The organism is Lysinibacillus sp. F12, from assembly GCF_057773605.1.
The window spans coordinates 306,869-327,756 of sequence record NZ_JBYMLP010000002.1; the positions used below are offsets into that span (position 1 = coordinate 306,869).

A 20,888-nucleotide genomic window follows, 5' to 3' on the forward strand; every position below is an offset into this window, starting at 1 on the left:
TTAACGATTAGCTTCTTTAATTACAATAAAAGCATAAAGGAGGCAGAACAAATGAAAAAAATAATGTTACTTTTAGCAAATGGCTTCGAGGCTGTGGAAGCAAGTGTTTTTACAGATGTACTAGGTTGGAATAAATGGGAGGGTGATGGAACAACAGAGGTTGTCACGGTAGGATTACATACACAGCTTCAATGCACATGGAATTTTAAGGTCACTCCTGAAAAATTGCTGCATGAAATTGATTTAGCCGACTTTGATGCCTTGGCTATTCCAGGTGGCTTTGAGGAAGCGGGATTTTATGAGGATGCCTTTAGCGAGGAATTTCAAAGGGTTGTTCGACATTTTGACGATCAGCAAAAACCAATAGCAACGATATGTGTGGCTTCCTTAATATTAGGACATAGCGGTATTCTCCACAATCGTCAGGCGACAACCTACAATCATCCAACTAGTAAACGATTAGCGCAGCTAGCAAGCTTTGGGGCGACAGTTGTCAACGAGCGAATTGTACAAACAGACCATATTATTACTTCCTCCAATCCAGGAACAGGCTTTGATGTAGCCTTTCGTTTACTGGAAACACTGACATCTACCTCAAATACAGCAAGAGTAAAAGACTTAATGGGCTTTCGTTAATTGATAAAAAAGTAGGCTACACCATATATTTGGCGTAGCCTACTTTTTGATTCACGTTTATTTGCTTACTGGTGGTACTGTTTCAGTTGTGCTTAAATCGATTTCCTTCGCATTGTCTAACACATCTTTTGGAATGGTAATAGTCGTCACAGCATTGAAATCATGATATTTGATCGTCATTTGCTGTTTTGTTTTAATGGAATTGCCTTCTACTTTCATACCTAATGTCATATCCATAGCAATTTCTTCTACATCAAATGTTTTTTTATTAATCACCAATTTGTATGTGAGGCTATCAAAAGACATATTGCCTAATTGGCTATCTAAATCAGCATCCATACCTAAATCCATGGCACCAATTTGCTGCTTCACCAACTCTGTAAATTTATCACCAGCACCTTTCAAGGTTAATTCATAACGATTCGCTGTTTCCTTTAAAGTGAAATCCTCAGCAAAGGATTGAAGCATCTCTAATTGCTCCGCTGCATCTGGCTGCATGCCTGTTTGACTTAGAACGTCGTCAAATAATTGTTTCGGGAATTTTACCCAAGCCTTCTGGTCTGCCTCATACATATACATACCATCTTTAGCTGTCATATACATTTTAATGGGTAAATTAATCGCTTCACCACTAGTTGGATCTGTTAGTGACATGGTACCATCTGCAAAGAATTGCATCGGCTCTGTAACAATCTCCATCTTCATATTGCCTTTAGAATCCATTTTCATGGTTTCCTTACCATCGTTTGCTTCTACAGACTGTGAAATCGTCATAGAAGCCTTCATGCTTTTTACCTCTTTTTGCTTAGCTAAAGCCTTAGTAAACACTTCTTCTAGCAATGCTTGATCGTTTACTTCAGGCTTTTCTTCCGTTACCGGCTCCTTATCTTCCCCAGTTGAAGGCTGTTCTAAGCCTAAGGCGTTAACAATAAATGTTGCTAACTGACCACGCGTTACATTTTTATCCACCCCGAATTCTGTTGCCGTCACGCCCTTCGCAATTCCTGCTTCATGCAATGCCGTTACAGCATCTGCAAATGGACTAGTTTGAGGTACATCCGTAAATGGACTTTTTCCTTCTGCTGTTAAGCCTGTTGCCTGTGCCACCATAACCGCCATCTGTCCACGCGTAATCGTCTCATCAGGTCTGAAAGTATCATCCTCATAGCCATTTACAATACCTAAATTAACCAATGTAACAATCGCCTTATAGTATGGACTAGTTGAATCGACATCCTTGAAATTCGGATTTTCAACATCCGTTGTTGTAAGATCGAAAGCCCCTGCAATCATCTTCACTGCTTGTCCGCGTGTTACGTCCAATGTTGGCTTAAAGGTTCCATCAGGAAATCCATTAATTATATCTGCTGCATGTAATGTAGATATACTTTTAAAATGTGCATAATCTTCGCTCACATCTGAAAATGGACTAGCTGCCGATGCAGGTACAACTGCTACAGCCGTCAAGGCCACTGCCGTAGTTGCCGCCGTAAAAAACTTTTTATTTTTCTTTGTCATGATAAATCTTCCCCCATTTATGTAAAAATTTAAAGGCTTACCCTTTAATTTTATATAAACATTTGGGAAAATGCTATGTATTTGGAAATATTCGAGCTTCTTGATTTTTCCTCTTTGTCACATTAGGGCTTTATCCGTCACTTCTGCCTCGCTATCCGTCACTTTCTCGTTTTATCCATCACTTTGGCTGTTCTCTCATTTTCTCTCCATGACTTCATAAGGATTTCATGAGCAAACAAAAAAGCCGACCTCCTAAGAGATCGGCTTTCTAATGTCATGATTACTCAGCAGCTTTTGCGCGTAGAACCATTTGTAGGATACCACCATGACGGTAGTAGTCTACTTCTACTTCTGAGTCGAAACGAGCTAAAGCTTGGAAAGTTTTAACTGTGCCGTCTTCAGATTTAGCAGTTACTGTTAAGATTTCACGTGGTTTCACGTTATCAGTAATGTTTACAGAGATTTCTTCCTTACCAGTTAAGCCTAATGTTTCAGCAGATTCACCTGGCATGAATTGAAGTGGAAGAACACCCATCATTACTAAGTTAGAACGGTGGATACGCTCGTAAGATTGTGCGATAACAGTTTTCACGCCAAGTAGGAATGTACCTTTCGCAGCCCAGTCACGAGAAGAACCCATACCGTAGTCGTTACCAGCAAGTACGACTAAGCCAGTACCTTGCTCTTGGTATTTCATACATGCGTCATAGATGTACTCTACTTCACCTGTTGGCCAGTAAGTAGTGAAACCACCTTCTGTACCTGGAGCAACTTGGTTACGGATACGGATGTTTGCAAATGTACCACGCATCATTACTTCGTGGTTACCACGACGAGAACCATAAGAGTTGAAGTCACGGATTGCAACACCGTTTTCAATTAAATATTTACCTGCAGGTGTATCTTTACCGATTGCACCAGCTGGAGAAATATGGTCAGTTGTGATTGAGTCACCGAACTTCGCCATAATGCGTAAACCGTCTAAGCCTTTAATAGCTTCTGGTTCTTTCGCAAGACCTTGGAAGAATGGTGGGTTTTGAATGTAAGTTGATTTATCATCAAATGTGTATAGAGACTCAGTTGATGTTTCAATTGCATTCCATTTTTCGTTTGCTGTGAATACAGTTTCGTATTCTTTTTGGAATAGCTCACGGTTAACAACAGTACCTAATACTGCGTTTACTTCTTCAGTTGAAGGCCAGATATCAGCGAAGAATACTTCGTTACCATCTTTGTCTTTACCAAATGAATCTTTTTGTAGATCGATATCCACTGTACCAGCAAGTGCATAAGCAACAACAAGTGGTGGAGAAGCTAAGTAGTTAGCTTTTACAAGTGGGTGTACACGACCTTCGAAGTTACGGTTACCAGAAAGAACAGATGTTACGAATAAGTCTTTTGCTTTAATAGCATCTTCGATTTCTGGTAATAATGGACCTGAGTTACCGATACATGTTGTACAGCCGTAACCTACAGTGTTGAAGCCGATTTGGTCAAGGTATGTTTGTAAACCTGAATCTTCAAGGTAACCAGTTACAACTTTAGAACCTGGTGCTAAAGAAGTTTTTACCCATTTAGGTACTGTAAGACCTTTTTCTACAGCTTTTTTCGCAACTAAGCCAGCAGCAATTAATACATATGGATTAGATGTATTTGTACAAGAAGTGATCGCAGCAATTGCAACAGCACCTGTTGGAATTTCTACATCGCCTTCAGCAAATTTAGCTACAGAAGTTTTTGCGAATTCGTCTTCAGTTAAACCGAAACCTTGTGTACCTTGTGGTGCCACTACTGCTTCTTTGTAACGAGAACGCATTTGAGATAGTGGAATTAAGTCTTGTGGACGTTTAGGACCAGAAAGGTTTGGTTCGATATCAGCTAAGTTTACTTCTAACACGTCAGTGTAAACTGGCTCTAAAGATGGATCGAAGAACATGTGGTTTGCTTTTAAGTAAGCTTCAACAACCGCGATGTGCTCTTCGTCACGACCTGTTAAACGCATGTAGTTTAATGATTCTTCGTCAATTGCGAAGTAACCACATGTAGCACCATATTCAGGAGCCATGTTTGAGATTGTCGCACGGTCAGCTAGTGGTAATTTAGATACGCCAGGTCCGAAGAACTCAACGAATTTACCAACTACGCCACGTTGACGTAATACTTGTGTTACTTTTAATGCTAAGTCAGTAGCAGTAGTTCCGTTTGGAAGATCGCCCACTAATTTAACACCGATAACTTCTGGGATTGGGAAGTATGAAGGCTGACCAAGCATACCTGCTTCAGCTTCGATACCGCCTACGCCCCATCCAAGAACGCCGATACCGTTAATCATTGTTGTATGAGAGTCAGTACCTACTACTGAATCTGGGAATGTTTCGAATGTGCCATCAGCATTTTCGTTTACGTGTACAACTGGAGCTAAGTACTCTAAGTTTACTTGGTGAACGATACCTGTTGCTGGTGGTACAGCACGGAAGTTATTGTAAGCAGTTTGAGCCCATTTTAAGAAGTTATAACGCTCAGCATTACGTTCAAATTCTAGGTCCATATTTGCTTGTAATGCAGATGCATTACCATATTTGTCAACTTGTACTGAGTGGTCAATTACAAGGTCAACTGGAATAGCAGGGTTGATTTTGCTTGGGTCGCCGCCCATTTCCTTCATTGCTGAACGAAGAGATGCAAGGTCAACAACTACTGGTACACCAGTAAAGTCTTGTAATACAACGCGAGAAGGTTTGAATGGTACTTCTGCTTCTGGATCAGCACCATTGCCCCATTTTGCTAATTCGTTTACGTGCTCTTCTTTAATTACATATGCATCATATTGACGTAAAACAGATTCTAATAATACTTTAATTGAGTAAGGAAGGTTTGAAACTTTTGCAACGCCAGCTTTTTCAATCGCAGCTAAGTCATAGTAATTGTAAGTTTTACCATTCACTTCGAATGATGCACGGCTGTTGTGTAAATTACCTTGTGCCATTTGCGGATCCCCCTAAATATATCTTTTTGAAAAGGCTTTATAAAAGTGTAGCATCTTTTCTCCAATACCCATGATAACGTATTTATATTCATAAGTAAATTACATTAATATTATCTTTTTTGATAAGCATTACTTATGACCTTGGTTTCTATCCTGATGCTTTTAATTTTTGATGTACATAATAAAAAGGGTTTGTATTTATGAGGGATTCTATACTATTTAAATAAGTGTATTTAAATGTATTTAACTGGGGTACTTTGTGGAGCACTTGCTGGGGTACTCGTAGTTTTTTTAAAAAAAGGTACCCCAGTTAGTAAAATGAAAATGTAAAAAAAGTTTGGACAGTACTATTTTATATAATATAGAAGAAAAAATTTAAAGTGCTTAAAGTTAAAAGTTAATATTATTTCTTTGCCACATCCTGTGACATTTTTTTATGTACTGACAACATCCCACAATATCGATACAATTTTATTATCTTCACCTGCTATAGCAACCTATTTGACTGAACCAAATGGAAGTGGACGATTTTCACGTGATAACCACTTTTATGTTGATTATAACGAAGCTGTCAATTGATACATTGATATCTATACCGCAAATAAAAATAACCCAATCAGTAACCAACCATAAACTGCAGGCGCTCTTGAATCATCTTTTTTAACACATGAAACTCGTTTTCAAACAGGACAATGGCGTTCAAGACCTCTAGGTTTTGCAGACTATTAGTTTCAATTAGCTCATTATTAGAAGTAAGACGGCTACCTCTTTATTAACTTCTATTAGCTTTTTTTTGTGACGCTACAACACATGTATAAATATTTGCGTATAGGTGCTTTTTAAAACTCTAAATTTTCTATATAACTATTATTGGATTTTACCAATTTAATGATTATTAGATAATTTCACTGCTTTACCAGTGATTTTAAGTTTACTTTCACTAATACTTCCAAATGTAGTAATTCTCCCTTCTTCAAAAGTAGGGATTTCATTAAAAGTTACTATTTCAGACTCTTCTAATACAACTTCTGCACCTTCTGCTATAAACATTCTAAGTTGTTCCAAAGGTAATATTTCTAAATCTTCATTTTCTAACCCTACTTCATTTAATAGAATTTCTTCTTCTTGTGTTAAACCTTCTGACGCAAAAGCATTACTTGTACCGAGAGTAACAAATAAAAATAATCCGAAAAGTTAAATGCAAATTTTTTAATTTATGCCATTATTCTTCCATATTTAGAATTAATATCAAATTACGGTATAATGAAAACGTAAAGTATATAGACAAAAATACCTAAATGAGGTGGTTAAATTGAAAAAAATAATTTTGTTTTTAGTATTAATTGTCGTAGTATTGATTTCATATTTATTATTTAATAATGATGACCAAGAAAAAAAATTACATTTAATTGGAGAACTCAAACTTGAATCTGAAAATACTCCAATAAATAAATTTAATTTTTCAGTTACATCTGCTGAAACAGAACCAATTACAATTATATTTAGTAAAATAAATGATATAAGTCTCTCGTTACAAAGAACAGAAGGAAGCAAGGAAAATATCCTGCCTGAATCATTGATATATGATATTCCTAAACGAAATATAGGCGATAAAATAACATTAAAGCCTAATGAAGCACTAGAGTATCCGATAGCAGTAGATACAAAAAAACTAACTCCAGGAAAATATGAATTAGTTGTCAAATTCTCTGCTGAAAATGTTGAAATAATTAAACAAACTATTGATATAGTCATTGAGTAAGAGTTTTTCATTGGGAAGAAGTGAATAAGTATTTACATCAAAAGAGGGACGGTTAACTGTCCCCTTTTTTGATGTAAATACTCCCTAACTTCAAAAATCGGAATTTTATGTCTATTAAGAAGGGCAATAGTATGGCTACCCATTTAACAGAATTTTTATCTTTTTATAACGATATCCCATTATTTCGTTCTCCATATAGTTCTACTTTGTCATATATACCATTCTAAGCCCCCTGTAAACCGTTCCAACCCAAGTGCGAAGTGCTTTTCGAGTGTATGGAAGTACACTCTTAATCCTACGTTGTACTTGGCTCTTTTCACGCAGCTAAGATGCCCCTTAGTAATTCTGATTCAAAAAAGTAAACTAGTTTAAACTAATTTACTTTTCCTAATAAATTGCATGGATTTATCATATTTCCCGCAAACATGGGGTTTCCATCAGATTTATATGGATTTACAACGTTAAGAAATATACACAATTTTATGCAAAGTGAAGAACAAACCAAACAAGTAAAAATACTGTTACATCCATTTTTACGTTACCTGTATAAAAAGGTGCAAGTGCTTCCTATTCGCCGTTTGCCACTACTTTCTATGTTGAAATATTCAGTATTTATATTATGCACTACATGAATAAATCTACATTTTCAAACATTACCCAATTATGTTATCCTTTATAAGTTAATGACCCAAATATTAGGAGTATATATGCTATGAAAACACAGTATTCTATAATTAAACATATCATATTTATTTTAGCTGCCCTCTTAATTTCAAGTGGAATGGGAAGATTAACAGGTTCCCTCGATTACAATTCACTTATTCCAAATAAATATGTTGCGATACTATTCTTTTTTATAGGACTTTCTGTTATGTCCTTTTCGTACCTTAGAAAACCCCGAAAGGAAAAATAATCAACGTTTCCCTTTGCCTGTCCAATTAGGCAGAAGGACCTTGTGGGATACAATGGTTCAATCATTATTTTCTCTTAAGCAAGACATCTATAACATCATATGTCCTCTGAAACTTCTGCATGTATCATTTCATCAGCCTCAACAACCTTCTGCAGCTCAACCAACTTAGAGCATATTTTAGAATTTCTTTTAGAATAGTTTTTTAGCCATACTGATTTTCTAAGGGATTGTCCAAAAAACTTATGTTTTAGTAAGGATAAAACATCCAATATAAACGGTCGGCATGTCTTTGATTAATCTTTTCATTAAATTCTGGCTATAAAAGAGAAAAAATGCCAAAAGTCATCGAGAATGGACGTCTCAACGACTTTTGGCAACAGCGTTCCTATATACCTATGTAGGTTTTCTTTTTATTACTTCTTCTTATTTACATCATCTGGATAAACAATGGTATTAAATACTTCTCCGCTAGATGCATCTTTATAAATTACTGTGACTTTATAATCTTCAACGTCTGCACCATTAAATAATTGATAGTACATACCTGTTAAAGCAAGTCCAACTGAGGCCATTGTATCAAGACTACCGTCGAACTCTTTCTTGTTTACAGTAAGTGTGAATTCTGAAAAGGATTTATTATAAGTAATATCTTTAACAGATTTGTAATCTTGACTAGCTTTAATTTCATCTACACTTGCTAAAATACCTTCTTTTAAGCCTTTCATCATTTCTTCGTGCTCAGGTTTAGACATTTTATACGTTAAAGAACCATCATCATTCTTAATGACTTCCTTAATTCCACTATTTTTCGCCTTTGAAATAACAGAATCAATATCCTGTCCCTCGAAAAATAAAGCTGGAATGGTTACTTCTACTTCCCCACCCTTATTGCTCTCTTTTTCTTGATCCTGACTACACGCAACCATCAGAACACTTACTAATAAAAGTAATGGTAACATCCATTTTCTTGCCATTAAATCTCCTCCTCCTACACAAATATACAGAATGTGAAGGGATTTCACTATAACAATTTTTAAAAAATATTTATTAATATAGTAAATACTTTTTATCAATTGCTAGTAAGTGTATATGGAAGTGGATAAATCATTCTACTTTTCGTTCTATAGGATTATATTGTCACGATTGAAAATAACAATGTATATGGTTCAACGTATGCTTCTGTAGTAAAAGCAACTCTTAGTAATATTTCTATTTATAATTCTTCACTCTACCTTCCTTATAGTCCAAAGAATCTTATTCCATACGAATAACCTATTTATAGGAATGGAGGTGAAAATAAAATGGCATCATTTGAAATTGGAGCAAGAAGTCTTTTCAACTTTCGGAACGAGCGCTTTTTTCTAATAGTTGAAGATGAAATTACAGTTCCAGATAAAGGTGTGGAGATTGACCCAGTAAATATCTATGAGATTGACCGACAAACTTTCAGATTTATTAGAGAAGAAGGAGATACACCTGTAGTTGTACCCGTTTTAAAGCTTCCACCTGTACCACCTGGGTTTGACTTAGAACGAAAATGTATTTTTTCGGTGGATAATTCCTACTTCGTCATCTATGATTTAGAAAATGGCACTGATAACCATGTTCTATTAAGAATCAGTGCAGCCCTATTTAACTCGTTAAGAAATTCTGGTGTTCGTGAATGTATTCCTCAAAATTTCATTCATTAAGCAAAAGGAATCAGTTAATGATTACAAGTCCAAGTTAAAACTGATGCTTTTTAAATAGAAAAACTTAGTAAATGTCACACATCAAATGTATATACATTAAAAGGATAGAAGAGCTTAAATAAAATTCGCTCTATCTATCCTCTTTTTACTAAAAATGACCCTATTTATTACAACAATAAAATGAATCTAATGTTTTCTTACTCCACAATCGGTCGTGGAGTAAATATTGTATAGCATTATGCAATTGGCTCTAAAGCCGAAGCAACCTCTGAAAAAATAATTTCACTTCCCAAAATTGGAGATTCCTGTTCCGTGTTATTTGACCCTGCATGGGTTTCTTTAAAAGCAGCGCTATTTTTCCATTGAGTAAAGTCTTCAATCGTGTTCCAATACATATTTACATTCAGTTCATCAAATCCGGTTAGATTTTTAGCAATTAAAACCTCCACTTTTATAAAACCTTCTGTTTTTTGTAAGGGACCTGACCTAGTGAACATGGGCGCCATTTTTGCAGCAAAACCTAATTTCGTTTTAATTCTGTTTGTTACAATGATCTTAGTCCTCCTAAATTTTCTATAAACATTTCTATCCTTTAGTAGAGGTAATTTTCAAGTTTTTAAAAGATTCATCATGTTTAAGTTTGCCATCTTCCATTCGATACACTTTATCGCAGTATTCAAGCATTCGTTCGTCATGGGTAACCATAATTGCTGCTTTGTTTCTTGTTTTTGCTTGTATAGCTATGAGTTGAACCACTTCATGAGCTCTTTTTGAATCCAGACTAGCTGTTGGCTCATCTGCCAGAATAATAGACGGGCTGTTTATAAATGCGCGGGCAATTGCCGTACGTTGGCGTTCTCCTCCAGATAACTGTTCTGGCAACTTATTCAGTTTTTCTGTTAAACCCAGACTTTGCAATAACTCCTTTGCATACTCCTTATCCTGTTTTAAAAGTTTCCCTGACATTCTTTTTACTACAAGTAATTGTTCAAGAACAGTTAAATAAGGCACAAGATTGCTAGTTTGTAGGATAAATCCTATTTCATCCAGCCGCAATTGAGCTAAGTTCTTTTGGTTTAACTGATTAAGGCTTTTGCCGTTAAGAATAACTTCACCTTCAGATGATTGGAGTAAGGCGCCTGCAATGGCAAGAAAGGTACTTTTACCCGAACCTGATGGACCAATAACAGCTATAAACTCACCTTGTTCCACAGTTAGGGATATATTATCAAGGGCAAGAACTTGATTTCCCCCCTGTTGATACAGTTTGGAGACATTTTTTAATTGTATACCTGACATTTATTCCATCCTCCCAATCGCTTGAAGTGGGTCTATTTTTGTAATTTTCCTAACTGAAACTAATGAACTTAAAATAGAAATGACAAGTAAGAACAGGGCATAAAGGACAACTAACTTAAGGTCAAGTGAAAATGGCATTTCATCAGGAAGAATAAGGGCTGTCCCATAGGTTAACAAGATTCCTGCTGCAATACTAATGAATGATAATAGAAATACTTGGGATACAATAGCTTTCCCGAGGAAACGATTGCTGGCGCCGATGGCCTTCAATATGCCAAACTGATTTGATTTTTGCAAGGTAAGTACGTAGAAGAATACCCCCAGTACAAATGCCGAAATGGCCAAAAGGAAAGCAAGCATCATCATAATTGTGCCATTCTCTTCTTTATAACCGGGCATTCCCTGTATGGCTTTGGCCTTAGTTACTGTTTCAGTATTTTTGAAGACCTGATTTAGTTTCTCGGAGTCAATTTCCTCCCCTTGCAGCATAATTGCGTTTACAGGTTTTTCAATCCCTTTATCAGAACCAGGTGCTGCAAATTGAATGGAGCGCCATTTATCTAAGGTAGTAAAAATTGCAGGTAAATGATTGTATGTTTCATTTTTTACAAACCCGACAATTTTCAACTCTTCTAATGATCCTTCTATTTTCAACGTATCACCAATTTTAAATCCCTTTTTCTTTAAAGTATCATTCGCGATTACTTCCAAAGACTGATTTGCATCGAGGGGCTTTCCTTCTTCTACAGTAGGTTCCAGAAAACTACCTGGATTGATTCCTAGAATGGCAATATCTACTTTTTCATTTTTATTCGAACTCGAATTATTTGTTACTGTTCCCATAGTGGCACCCATTGCTGATACCGCTGAAACATTAGGTTGGCTTTCTAGTTTCCCTGTTAATGTTTCACTTAATAACGATCGGCTCATAGAGGCTCTTGATCCCTCTTCAAAGGTTACATAATCGGTATCCATATTTTTAAAGGTTGCTGCACTAAGAGTAGACAGGCCGTTACCTAATCCTGATAGTATGAATACTAGCCAAGCAATTAGAATAGTTATAACGCCAATCATCAGAAAGCGTAATTTACCATACTTTAATTCTTTCATAGCAAGAAACAATGTACGACACTCCTTTATCATTAATATATAGTCACGTTTGACTAATTGAATTCTAATAGTTTCTTTTTGATTAGTCAAGCGTGACTATATAATTTTATTTTTGTCTCAAATAAAAAAAGGAACCCTCTTTGGTTCCTTTTTTTGTGGATATACTATTTAATCCGAATGAATAAAATTTTGAATAGTTTTTTCAAGAAAGACTATTTCTGCTTCTAGCATAATAATTTTATGTTCGACCGCTAGATTAACACCGGTACGTATCCCATGTGCCGGCGTTTCCTTAAATACATCTATGCGTTTTTTGTTTTTCTTTAATCGTTCTTGCAAGGCCGGGATTGCTTGATCCATAGGAAGGAAATCAATAAACATTAACCCAATATCTCCTTGATAATTAACACTTTCTGCAGAGGATAGATTATCCAATAATAATTGATAAAAATACGTTCGGCCGCTTTCATTTATAGAGTACACTTTTCGGGTAGGTCTATTTCCTTCTTGCACTAATTGAATATCTATATAACCCTTTTGATTTAGTCTATCCAGAGTAGCATAAGCGGTTGGCTTTTTCATATCTGTAACTGTACTTAAGTTTCTTTCGATAAATTCATTAATTTGATATCCATGTTGACTTTGTCCCATTAATAACCCAAGCAGAATTAGTGAGCGATGTTCCACAGAAATCCTCCTTTCTTTCAGCATTCTTTATATATTCTCTCTTAAATTCTATCTGTAGTCAATTGAGTGTTAATTTCGTGCTTGATCCGTTAATGGTGCTATAAAGAAAGGGAACTTTTATTATCTAGAAAAATAACATCTATATTTGGTGCCATTCGTAGATAGCAAACTATAAAAAATGAGATGTTAAAATGAATTTGTTACTTTGGATATCAGTTGGTTTAATCGTAGCTGGACTTTTTGTCCTTATGTCAATGAAAAAAAGCATAGAGGAAAGAAGGAAAAGAGACATCCACTAAATCCGTTGTTTGGTGGATAATAGGGGCCGAGGTGTGGGATTAATAAGTATGTTATTAACTTGTGGTGTTTTTCTGTTTATGTAAAAATGGATGCATTGTAGATAGGTCGAGAATAAATAATTCATTTTGGTGACAGTCCCTAATTAAGACAACGAGCGCGATTGTTTAATAAACGTCGCTGTTCTTCTTCAATTAGCGAGGTGCTTTCGTAGAGGAAGAGACAGTAAACGTTGTCTCCTTTTACTACTTAAATGCTATTTTGATATACTTGCTAGTGCGTGAAAAAATATGTATACTATCAACCGCTGATTTTCTACAAATGCAGCTCCTAAATCTTTAGGATGCTTTTTACACCTGTTACGATGGCAAGGGTATATCCCTTTTCTTGCTACAAAGGCTAGGCATTTGAATATGAGCGCTCGAAGCACACATCTCCTTATTCATTTATGGTACGCAAACATTTTATTTTGTATTTCAATATAGAATTGCTGTATATCAAATTGATGATGCTTTATAACATCCTCGGCTACTTGTCGAACTTCCTTTTGAATTACATCATCCTTCTCTTCTGTTAAATTGATGATGATGTGGACATGTTCTGATGTCATCGTGTGGTCGATACTGAAGACACCAACATGTTGTGCAGTCATCGTTTCAAATAAATGAGCCATAACATCATTATAGCTAAGCCTGGTCGAGTCAGTGGCTACAGGATCATAAAGATTTTTAATTGTTATTTGAAACGATATCGGGTTTAAATCATTTTTTTGAATACAATCAAGTATCGTTTCCTCTATTTTTTGTTTGGACAGCTGATTGATTGTTTCAGGTATAGACACAAGGAGCTCCATTTTCCCATTTGGCACGACAGCATAGTCTAATTGAAAGCTATAAGATTCTTTTTGCAGGGCTATGACAATATCACTAATAAGAAATTGATAATGTTGCATATAACCTAATAGTTCATCGTTGCTAGGTTGCGATAGAGACGCATTTGATTTCTCAGCATTTTGAATAGGCGTATGGGAAAAAAAGAAAAAGACGACACTAACAATGATGGAAATAAGAAACCATAAGGTAAATAGTTTTTGGATAAACATCTATAGCCCCCTTATTGGGGACTATATGCAAGGTCATTCAAGGAAATTACGATAGAATTTTATAAAATAACACACGGTCTTGATTTTCGCCGCTATAATCACTATGGATAGACATATTATCCATCACCTTGTCACCCTTCTCCATTCTAAATCCCAAATTTTTGTGAAAGGCAATGGATACTTCGTTTATAGGGGATGTAACACACTTAACGATATTACGGTGATACTGTTTCACCACATGAAAGAATACATCATATAACCTTTTTGCAATATTCTGTTTTCTATAATCAGGGTGAACCCCTACAAAATGAATGAACGCTTCATTTGTGTTGGATTGTGATAAAAAACCGACAAGAAAACCAATGATCTCGCCATCCTTTTCCATGATGAGGCTTGTGTTCGTAAAGTGATCGAAAAATAATTTAGGCAGTTTATCTGACATATTCCTTCCGCCCCACCACTCATTAATTACTGGCAATAAAGTATAATAATCTGCACTCTGTAAGCTACGAATGTTCATGGTATCCTTCCTCCCTTTCAACTTCACCTTTTAACTGGACATCGTTATGTAGGTCAAGCTACCGATGCATATGACTTTAATTTGTCCTTTGGATATCTCAGATGACTAACAACACTATACCCTCCATCTAAGATGTTTAATCATACTGTTATTTTAACCTACCAGTTATTTCAATTTCAATCTCTCCTTCAAACCTTTGCCATAACCAATGATTTTAATGTATCGCTTAAAGTCTGAATACGATTTGTCGTATCCGTCATCTTCACTAAGAGCTTATTTTCGTCCTCCACTGAATGCACTATATCACCTGTTGATGATGCATTTTGCTCTGTCATTTTATTCAGCTTTTCAATTTGAGATTGGATTGCCTCAAATTGTAAGATGGCACTGCTTAATTCGTGCATCCCCCTTGTCAAGTCTGTATTCGTTTGCGTAAATGATTCCTTTAAACTATTAAAGAAATAACTGACATCCTGTAAAAGCTGTTCCCCGTGCTGTAATGCTTTTTCACCATCATCAGAACGTTGATGAGCCTCCGTCGCTTTCTCAAACAACGTTTTCGTCACATTCGTAATACTGACCGTAATGGCAGCACTTTCCTCCGCTAGCTTTCGTACCTCTTCCGCTACAATAGCAAATCCCTTACCATGTTCCCCCGCCCTAGCAGCTTCAATGGCTGCATTTAGTGCCAATAAATTTGTCTGCTGCGCAATATGTGTGATCCCCTGTAGCAAGCTATCCACCGTTTGCAAACTGAATTGAAGCTCGTTGACGGTTTCTCCGGTTGAGCTCATGGCATGACTCATCACGCTCATTTGAGCCATCGCGTCCTGCATTTTAGCCCATCCTGCCAAAACCTCTTGCTGAAGTTCAGTAGATTTCTCCACTGTGTCCTTTGAAATCGTCAACGTTTCATTTACAAAATGAACAGAATCACTCATAGTGACATGAATCATTTGCAAACTAGAAGCCTCTTGCTGAATACTGGCAGAAATATCCTCAGTGGCTAATAATATTTGTTTACTAGAGCCAGAAATACTTTGCATGGTTTGCTGGAATTGCGTCACATGTTCGTCCAAAGCCTGACTGCTTTTCTCGATTTCCTGGAATGTATTTTGTAATTGATTGAAAGAAGCTTGGACTTCATTTTGCTGAATTTCAGCATGTTTAATAAGCTCATTCCCCCATTTAGCAAGTAAATAAAAAGCAATAATGACACCGTTCATAATCGCTAGAAGCGTGATGAAAACAATGATGTCATCAAAGGGCCCTAATAAAGATGAAGAATTGACCAAATATAAAATGATAAAGCTAATGTTAGTTAGCAACCCAAAAAACACAATTAATTCCTTTTTAAAATAAAGCGCGATAATGGCAATGGTGCACAGCAAAATATAATGTTTATTCAATGAAAAACTATCTAGCAAAAATAATGTAAACACTATACTTGATGGAATAAGACCAAAGATAAACCCTTTTACATAAGCTTTTATCGGCAAAAAATAATTGCATATAGCTAAGGCGATAACGGCTAGTCCGACAAATAAAAATAGTATTCCTTTTGATATAATCATAGGTCCACAAATTAGAATGGCTAAAATCGATATTATTGCCAAATTAACTCGGTGCACTTTCCTTGTATCATAACGAATTTTGTTCTCCATAATGATCCCCCTAAAAAATGAATGGACATTCAGTTTGATTTTCTATTATTATATAGTATAACTACTACTTTTTGTAGCTAAAAATTGACTTTTAGAGCATATACTTCACATTATTGAAATTAAAGGGGGAATTCTTTTGAGCAGAGTCCAACAAATCGCCGCAAATTTTTATTGTATTGATACACATGATCTAAATAGAGAGCAACGAACAAGCTCCTATCTATTAATTGATGAAAAAATAACCTTAATTGAAACGTCTGCTAGTCCATCCGTTCCATACATTATGGAAGGATTAAAGGAATTAAATATCGCTTTAGAGGATATTCACTACGTCATTGTGACACATATTCATTTAGACCATGCCGGTGGTGCAGGCTTATTTTTACAGAGCTGCCCTCATGCTAAATTAGTTGTTCATCCTAGAGGGTCGGCCCATATGATCGATCCGGGAAGACTCATTTCCAGCGCTAAAGGCGTTTATGGGACCGAATTTGACCGCCTTTTTCATCCGATTGTGCCGATCGATGCAGCCCGAATTATAGAAGTAAGTCATGAACAACAACTCCATTTAGGACAACATCATTTAACGTTTTATCATACAGAGGGCCATGCAAAACATCATGTTTCTATGCTTTATTCCGCTACTAACGGTCTTTTTGTTGGGGATACAACAGGTGTACGTTACCCAGAAATGGACGGTGAAGCAATTGATCTAATCATACCTTCCACTTCCCCAAATCAATACAATCCTGAAACGATGGAGCATTCCATTCAATTGTACGAAAAGCTACAGGCAAGCGAATTATATTTTGGCCATTATGGAGCTTATAAAAATCCAGCAGAGGCCTATCGTCAAGTACGTTATTGGACACCTCTTTTTTTAGAAGAAGGCCGTAAAGCACAAGGAGCATCCAGCCAGCTCCAGGAACAAATTCGCGATTTAGATGCTCGATTAAGGGAGCTGTTATTTAGCTACTTACAAGCAAATGGTCTATCACCCGACCACCCTGTCTATCAAACCATTCCATTCGATACGATTGTGTCAGCGATGGGAATATTGGATTATTTAGAAAAAGTGAAAGCACAGGTTACACTTTAATCATAAAAAGGGTCAAGAAGTAGCTTACAATACTTCTTGACCTGATGAGCATTATTCATTTATACGATCTAAAACTGCTTGAAAGTCCTGTTGTTCCCCTACTTCACGAAAGTATTTAAAGGGATTGCTTATTTTCTTCATTCGCTCCATAACAGCAGGAATCGAAAAATAATAGGGTTTTAAATCGTCATTAACCTCTTCCCAATGGAGTGGCGTTGCGACTAAGCCTAATTCATTTCCACGAGTGGAATAAGGGGCAATTATCGTCTTACCTTCAGCATGCTGCACATAATCTAAATATAATTTATTATGGCGATTTTTTTTAAATCGCTCGATTGTATATAAATGTGGCTTTTGTTGGCATAAAAAACGACAAGCAAATTCAGTAAAAACGCGAACCTCCTCATAGGTAAATTTATTTGCTGGTAACGGGATATAGAGCTGTAACCCTTTCCCGCCTGAAGTTTTGACAAATGATTGTAGCTGAAAATAATCAATAATTCCTTTTAAATCTAGTGCCCCTGCAATCGCCAAAGAAAAATGGTCCGTTGAAGGGGGATCTAAATCGAAGACAATCTCTGTCGGATTCATAGTTTGTCGTGTTTGAAATGGAATATGCCACTCTAATGCTAATTGATTGCCCAGCCATAACAATGTTTCAAGATTATTACAGACCATATAATCAATCTCATCCATCATCGCTGTGCCTACAAAATCAGGTAATTTATCTGGTCTACTTTTTTGATAAAAGCTTTCCCCAGGAACACCATGTGGATAGCGTATTAAAGTTAATGGGCGATCTTGAAGAAATGGCAATAAATAGGGCGAAACACTTTGTAAGTACGATAAATAATGATCCTTTGTTACACCTATTTCTGGCCATACAGGTTTATCAGGATGTGTTATAGGAACTGTTTCAGGAATAGGAAACAGCTGTCGCTGCATATGCTGCCATTGGCAAATATCTGGTGTTAATTCCAATCGAAAGGCATGAAATTTTGGTTCTCGGAGCTTACTACCATCAAAATCTATGCAGGCAATATCAACACAAATAGAAGGCTCTAACTCCCACAATTCTTTCTTACGTTGCCCTTGAGCCTGAAAAAAAGCAACGAGTGTTTGATGCTCTTCCTCCTTCATGCCATGTTTAAATGTAACAACCTCTCGTAAATTTCCTCCGTCATAAATGGAACCTTGGAAATAGCCATTACTATGATCATATTGCGTCACAATGACTGTCACATAACGCCAGTTTTTAATTTTCAACCAATGGCTTGAGCGTGTGTTATCCAGCCATTTACTAGTTTTCTTCTTGGCAACCATGCCCTCCCCATTATAGACCTTAATCGCCTGCCATAAAATATTACTTTCCTCCTTAGCCTGCACAATTTGTATGACCTTTCCATCTTGATCATCTACATTGGGAAGCTTTACCTTTGCTGCTAGCTTTGCCAATTGCTCTTTACGAGTTTTTAAATAACGGTTGCTAAACGATTCCCCTTTGATCATTAACATATCAAACACGAGAAGCCTCATGGGGAAGGCTTGAGCATGCTTTGCAATGACATCTTGATTTTGCATTCTCCCTCTTTGCTGGACAACAGAAAATTCACTTTTATATGGATTGCTTAAATACACAAGCTCCCCATCAAAAATGAGTGGTAAAAATGCTTTCACTGAAGCATGTATTTGGTGACAATAATCTATAATTTCAGGAAACGAATGATTTAAATTGCGCCCGTTCCTACTAATAAGTATCGGTTGCTCATCCCATATTAAGAGGCATCGAAAGCCATCATATTTCGTTTCATAAAGCCAGTCATCCCCTATTGGAATTTCATTTGCTTCCGTTAAAAGCATTGGTTTCATGTCACAATACCTACCTTGCTTTTTATCTACAGTGTTTGATGATTTCGATTTACAATACATAAAATACTGCAAAAAATATCATAGTAAGAAAAAGAGGTGACATTTGTATGCATACAGTATGGAAAGGAAGCATTTCCTTTGGACTTGTCAATATCCCAGTAAAGCTTCATGCCGCTACGGAAAATAAAGATATTAAACTGCGACAGCTCCATAAGGAATGCCATACACCGATTAGCTATAAAAAGGTTTGCGAGGGGTGCAATCAAGAAGTAAAAGATGAGGACATTGTAAAAGCTTATGAATATACAAAAAATAAATTTGTCGTACTGGATCAAGCGGATTTAGAAAACTTACGGAAAGAAAATGAAGATAAAGCCGTAGAAATTATTGATTTTGTACAATTGACGGAAATCGATCCGATTTATTTTGAACGCACCTATTTCCTATCCCCTGATTCTACTGGTGCTAAAGCCTATTCATTATTGCGTAAAACATTAGAGCAATCTGGCAAAATCGGCATTGCTAAAATCATTATTCGTTCAAAAGAACAGCTTGCTGTTGTGCGAGTGTATCAAAATGCACTCGTGATGGAGACCATTCATTATCCTGATGAGGTGAGGAGTGTCGGGGATGTCCCGAATATTCCAAGTGAGCAGGACGTTGTACCAAAGGAGTTAGAGACAGCTCTGATGCTGGTCGACCAATTAACTACCACATTTAACCCAGAGAAATATACAGACGATTATCGGAATGCATTGCTGGACTTAATCGAAGAGAAAAAAGCAACCAATACGGTAGCTACGAACGATCAACAACGACCAGTTCCCGATAATGTCACAGATTTAATGACTGCGCTACAGGCATCCTTAGATAAAACGAAAAAGCCTACTACAAGAAAGCGTACAACACGCACAAAGAAAAATGCCTAAAAATGAAGCGTATCCACTCATCGGGATACGCTTTTTATTGATTGAAACTGACGAAAATAATTGTCTACATCCTTTTGGTGCTGAACTAATAATACTTTATCTAATAGATCTTCCCTTTTTGTAAAAAATTGTGGCTTCCCCACCTCTTCAAAACGTTTATTCCATCGAAACATTTTAAAAAAAATCGAAAAAGTTGGCTGATAATGGGCTTTTTCGATTCCTATTTTTTGTTTGACGAACCTCTTTATAATCCGAGCAGTACGAATTTTATAAGGCGTATCTAGAAAGATAATACAATCCGCTTGCTGGAAGCTTTGTGTCACCCATTCCTCCTGATGGATTCCTTCAATAATCCACCCGTCTGTTTGGATAATACATTGTAGATATTCCTGTCTCTCTTGCTCCGTCCTTCTAATATCCCCCGATTGTTTACGAATCCAAACTACATTGTCTAATTCATGAAAAGAAAGCTGAAGCATTTTGGATAATGAACGTGCTAATGTTGTTTTCCCACTACCAACAGAGCCAATAATATGTATTTTTCGCGGAAGTTCCAATGACATTGTAGTATCCCCCTCTGTATCCTTGTAGAAATGTCCATTTATTATACAATAAAATAGGAGGACCATACATGAACCCACCCAATATCCAAAACAATGTACAAACCTATTATAATCCTTCTGATTATGAATCTCAGGTATGAAACAACACCAATGAACGCTAAGTTTAATCTGTAATATCTCTTATCATTCACTTCAAATTGTCTCCTTTTATCCAAATGGAAAGAACATTCCTTACTGAATATA

General features: G+C 36.3%; 18 protein-coding genes. 5 read left to right on the forward strand and 13 right to left on the reverse strand.

What is annotated here, in order from left to right; translation table 11 throughout:
• Nucleotides 1-51 precede the first annotated feature (51 nt).
• Nucleotides 52-636, forward strand: a complete 585-nt coding sequence (locus AC3CH7_RS08510; RefSeq protein WP_325881504.1) for a DJ-1/PfpI family protein — start codon at nt 52-54, stop codon at nt 634-636.
• Nucleotides 637-693: 57 nt separating this feature from the next.
• On the opposite strand, the gene AC3CH7_RS08515 is transcribed toward AC3CH7_RS08510, so the two are convergent.
• The 3 genes from AC3CH7_RS08515 to AC3CH7_RS08525 form a co-directional block, all read right to left on the reverse strand.
• Nucleotides 694-2,154, reverse strand: coding sequence for an S-layer homology domain-containing protein (locus AC3CH7_RS08515; RefSeq protein WP_036163764.1), 1,461 nt, complete (start codon nt 2,152-2,154; stop codon nt 694-696).
• Nucleotides 2,155-2,434: 280 nt separating this feature from the next.
• Nucleotides 2,435-5,140, reverse strand: a complete 2,706-nt coding sequence (acnA, locus tag AC3CH7_RS08520) for an aconitate hydratase AcnA (RefSeq protein WP_099805897.1) — start codon at nt 5,138-5,140, stop codon at nt 2,435-2,437.
• Between the two features lie 885 nt (nt 5,141-6,025).
• Nucleotides 6,026-6,190: a hypothetical protein gene (locus AC3CH7_RS08525; protein WP_180276611.1), complete on the reverse strand. Its 165-nt coding sequence runs from the start codon at nt 6,188-6,190 to the stop codon at nt 6,026-6,028.
• A gap of 262 nt (nt 6,191-6,452) precedes the next feature.
• Here AC3CH7_RS08525 and AC3CH7_RS08530 point away from each other — a divergent pair, with 262 nt between their 5' ends.
• Complete coding sequence (locus AC3CH7_RS08530) at nt 6,453-6,902, forward strand: hypothetical protein (protein WP_488381682.1); 450 nt, start codon at nt 6,453-6,455, stop codon at nt 6,900-6,902.
• Between the two features lie 1,326 nt (nt 6,903-8,228).
• On the opposite strand, the gene AC3CH7_RS08535 is transcribed toward AC3CH7_RS08530, so the two are convergent.
• On the reverse strand, nt 8,229-8,789 hold the full coding sequence (locus tag AC3CH7_RS08535) for a hypothetical protein (RefSeq protein ID WP_325881509.1): 561 nt from the start codon (nt 8,787-8,789) through the stop codon (nt 8,229-8,231).
• A 327-nt stretch (nt 8,790-9,116) separates the two neighbouring features.
• Between AC3CH7_RS08535 and AC3CH7_RS08540 the strand changes: the two genes are divergently transcribed.
• Nucleotides 9,117-9,506 carry a hypothetical protein gene (locus AC3CH7_RS08540; RefSeq protein ID WP_012294664.1) on the forward strand — a complete coding sequence of 130 codons (390 nt, stop codon included), beginning with the start codon at nt 9,117-9,119 and terminating at the stop codon, nt 9,504-9,506.
• 236 nt (nt 9,507-9,742) lie between these two features.
• Here AC3CH7_RS08540 and AC3CH7_RS08545 read toward each other — a convergent pair whose 3' ends face one another.
• The 7 genes from AC3CH7_RS08545 to AC3CH7_RS08575 form a co-directional block, all read right to left on the reverse strand.
• Nucleotides 9,743-10,060 carry a heme oxygenase gene (locus AC3CH7_RS08545; protein ID WP_488381789.1) on the reverse strand — a complete coding sequence of 106 codons (318 nt, stop codon included), beginning with the start codon at nt 10,058-10,060 and terminating at the stop codon, nt 9,743-9,745.
• A 31-nt stretch (nt 10,061-10,091) separates the two neighbouring features.
• Nucleotides 10,092-10,805 (reverse strand): ABC transporter ATP-binding protein, encoded by a 714-nt coding sequence (locus AC3CH7_RS08550; protein ID WP_447402373.1) that lies wholly within the window; start codon nt 10,803-10,805, stop codon nt 10,092-10,094.
• The gene (locus AC3CH7_RS08555) at nt 10,806-11,927 is read right to left on the reverse strand and encodes an ABC transporter permease (protein ID WP_488381683.1); all 1,122 of its coding nucleotides are present in this window, start codon (nt 11,925-11,927) and stop codon (nt 10,806-10,808) included. It lies immediately after the preceding gene.
• A gap of 156 nt (nt 11,928-12,083) precedes the next feature.
• Nucleotides 12,084-12,602: a PadR family transcriptional regulator gene (locus tag AC3CH7_RS08560; protein ID WP_031417221.1), complete on the reverse strand. Its 519-nt coding sequence runs from the start codon at nt 12,600-12,602 to the stop codon at nt 12,084-12,086.
• A gap of 739 nt (nt 12,603-13,341) precedes the next feature.
• A complete protein-coding gene (locus tag AC3CH7_RS08565) occupies nt 13,342-14,001 on the reverse strand; it encodes a hypothetical protein (RefSeq protein ID WP_488381684.1) in 660 nt (219 codons plus the stop codon).
• 46 nt (nt 14,002-14,047) lie between these two features.
• Nucleotides 14,048-14,521, reverse strand: a complete 474-nt coding sequence (locus AC3CH7_RS08570; protein ID WP_012294669.1) for a GNAT family N-acetyltransferase — start codon at nt 14,519-14,521, stop codon at nt 14,048-14,050.
• A 188-nt stretch (nt 14,522-14,709) separates the two neighbouring features.
• Nucleotides 14,710-16,185 carry a methyl-accepting chemotaxis protein gene (locus tag AC3CH7_RS08575; RefSeq protein WP_200990369.1) on the reverse strand — a complete coding sequence of 492 codons (1,476 nt, stop codon included), beginning with the start codon at nt 16,183-16,185 and terminating at the stop codon, nt 14,710-14,712.
• A gap of 136 nt (nt 16,186-16,321) precedes the next feature.
• Here AC3CH7_RS08575 and AC3CH7_RS08580 point away from each other — a divergent pair, with 136 nt between their 5' ends.
• A complete protein-coding gene (locus AC3CH7_RS08580) occupies nt 16,322-17,284 on the forward strand; it encodes an MBL fold metallo-hydrolase (RefSeq protein ID WP_198695940.1) in 963 nt (320 codons plus the stop codon).
• 51 nt (nt 17,285-17,335) lie between these two features.
• Here the strand turns inward: AC3CH7_RS08580 and AC3CH7_RS08585 are convergent, their stop codons facing one another.
• The gene (locus AC3CH7_RS08585; RefSeq protein WP_197149558.1) at nt 17,336-19,153 is read right to left on the reverse strand and encodes a DNA ligase D; all 1,818 of its coding nucleotides are present in this window, start codon (nt 19,151-19,153) and stop codon (nt 17,336-17,338) included.
• 107 nt (nt 19,154-19,260) lie between these two features.
• Here AC3CH7_RS08585 and ku point away from each other — a divergent pair, with 107 nt between their 5' ends.
• Entirely contained in the window at nt 19,261-20,082 is an 822-nt protein-coding gene (gene ku, locus AC3CH7_RS08590) for a non-homologous end joining protein Ku (protein WP_012294673.1), read from the forward strand.
• 17 nt (nt 20,083-20,099) lie between these two features.
• Here the strand turns inward: ku and AC3CH7_RS08595 are convergent, their stop codons facing one another.
• Nucleotides 20,100-20,645 (reverse strand): AAA family ATPase, encoded by a 546-nt coding sequence (locus AC3CH7_RS08595; RefSeq protein ID WP_488381685.1) that lies wholly within the window; start codon nt 20,643-20,645, stop codon nt 20,100-20,102.
• Between the last annotated feature and the right edge of the window lie 243 nt (nt 20,646-20,888).

What these genes read in the sequence shown, in the direction of transcription:
- AC3CH7_RS08540 (WP_012294664.1), top strand. Translation starts at nt 9,117, where the DNA reads ATGGCATCATTTGAAATTGGAGCAAGAAGTCTTTTCAACTTTCGGAAC.
- AC3CH7_RS08550 (WP_447402373.1), bottom strand. Translation starts at nt 10,805, where the DNA reads ATGTCAGGTATACAATTAAAAAATGTCTCCAAACTGTATCAACAGGGG.
- AC3CH7_RS08585 (WP_197149558.1), bottom strand. Translation starts at nt 19,153, where the DNA reads ATGAAACCAATGCTTTTAACGGAAGCAAATGAAATTCCAATAGGGGAT.
- ku (WP_012294673.1), top strand. Translation starts at nt 19,261, where the DNA reads ATGCATACAGTATGGAAAGGAAGCATTTCCTTTGGACTTGTCAATATC.
- AC3CH7_RS08515 (WP_036163764.1), bottom strand. Translation starts at nt 2,154, where the DNA reads ATGACAAAGAAAAATAAAAAGTTTTTTACGGCGGCAACTACGGCAGTG.
- AC3CH7_RS08535 (WP_325881509.1), bottom strand. Translation starts at nt 8,789, where the DNA reads ATGGCAAGAAAATGGATGTTACCATTACTTTTATTAGTAAGTGTTCTG.
- AC3CH7_RS08565 (WP_488381684.1), bottom strand. Translation starts at nt 14,001, where the DNA reads ATGTTTATCCAAAAACTATTTACCTTATGGTTTCTTATTTCCATCATT.
- AC3CH7_RS08570 (WP_012294669.1), bottom strand. Translation starts at nt 14,521, where the DNA reads ATGAACATTCGTAGCTTACAGAGTGCAGATTATTATACTTTATTGCCA.
- acnA (WP_099805897.1), bottom strand. Translation starts at nt 5,140, where the DNA reads ATGGCACAAGGTAATTTACACAACAGCCGTGCATCATTCGAAGTGAAT.
- AC3CH7_RS08525 (WP_180276611.1), bottom strand. Translation starts at nt 6,190, where the DNA reads ATGTTTATAGCAGAAGGTGCAGAAGTTGTATTAGAAGAGTCTGAAATA.
- AC3CH7_RS08595 (WP_488381685.1), bottom strand. Translation starts at nt 20,645, where the DNA reads ATGTCATTGGAACTTCCGCGAAAAATACATATTATTGGCTCTGTTGGT.
- AC3CH7_RS08575 (WP_200990369.1), bottom strand. Translation starts at nt 16,185, where the DNA reads ATGGAGAACAAAATTCGTTATGATACAAGGAAAGTGCACCGAGTTAAT.
- AC3CH7_RS08510 (WP_325881504.1), top strand. Translation starts at nt 52, where the DNA reads ATGAAAAAAATAATGTTACTTTTAGCAAATGGCTTCGAGGCTGTGGAA.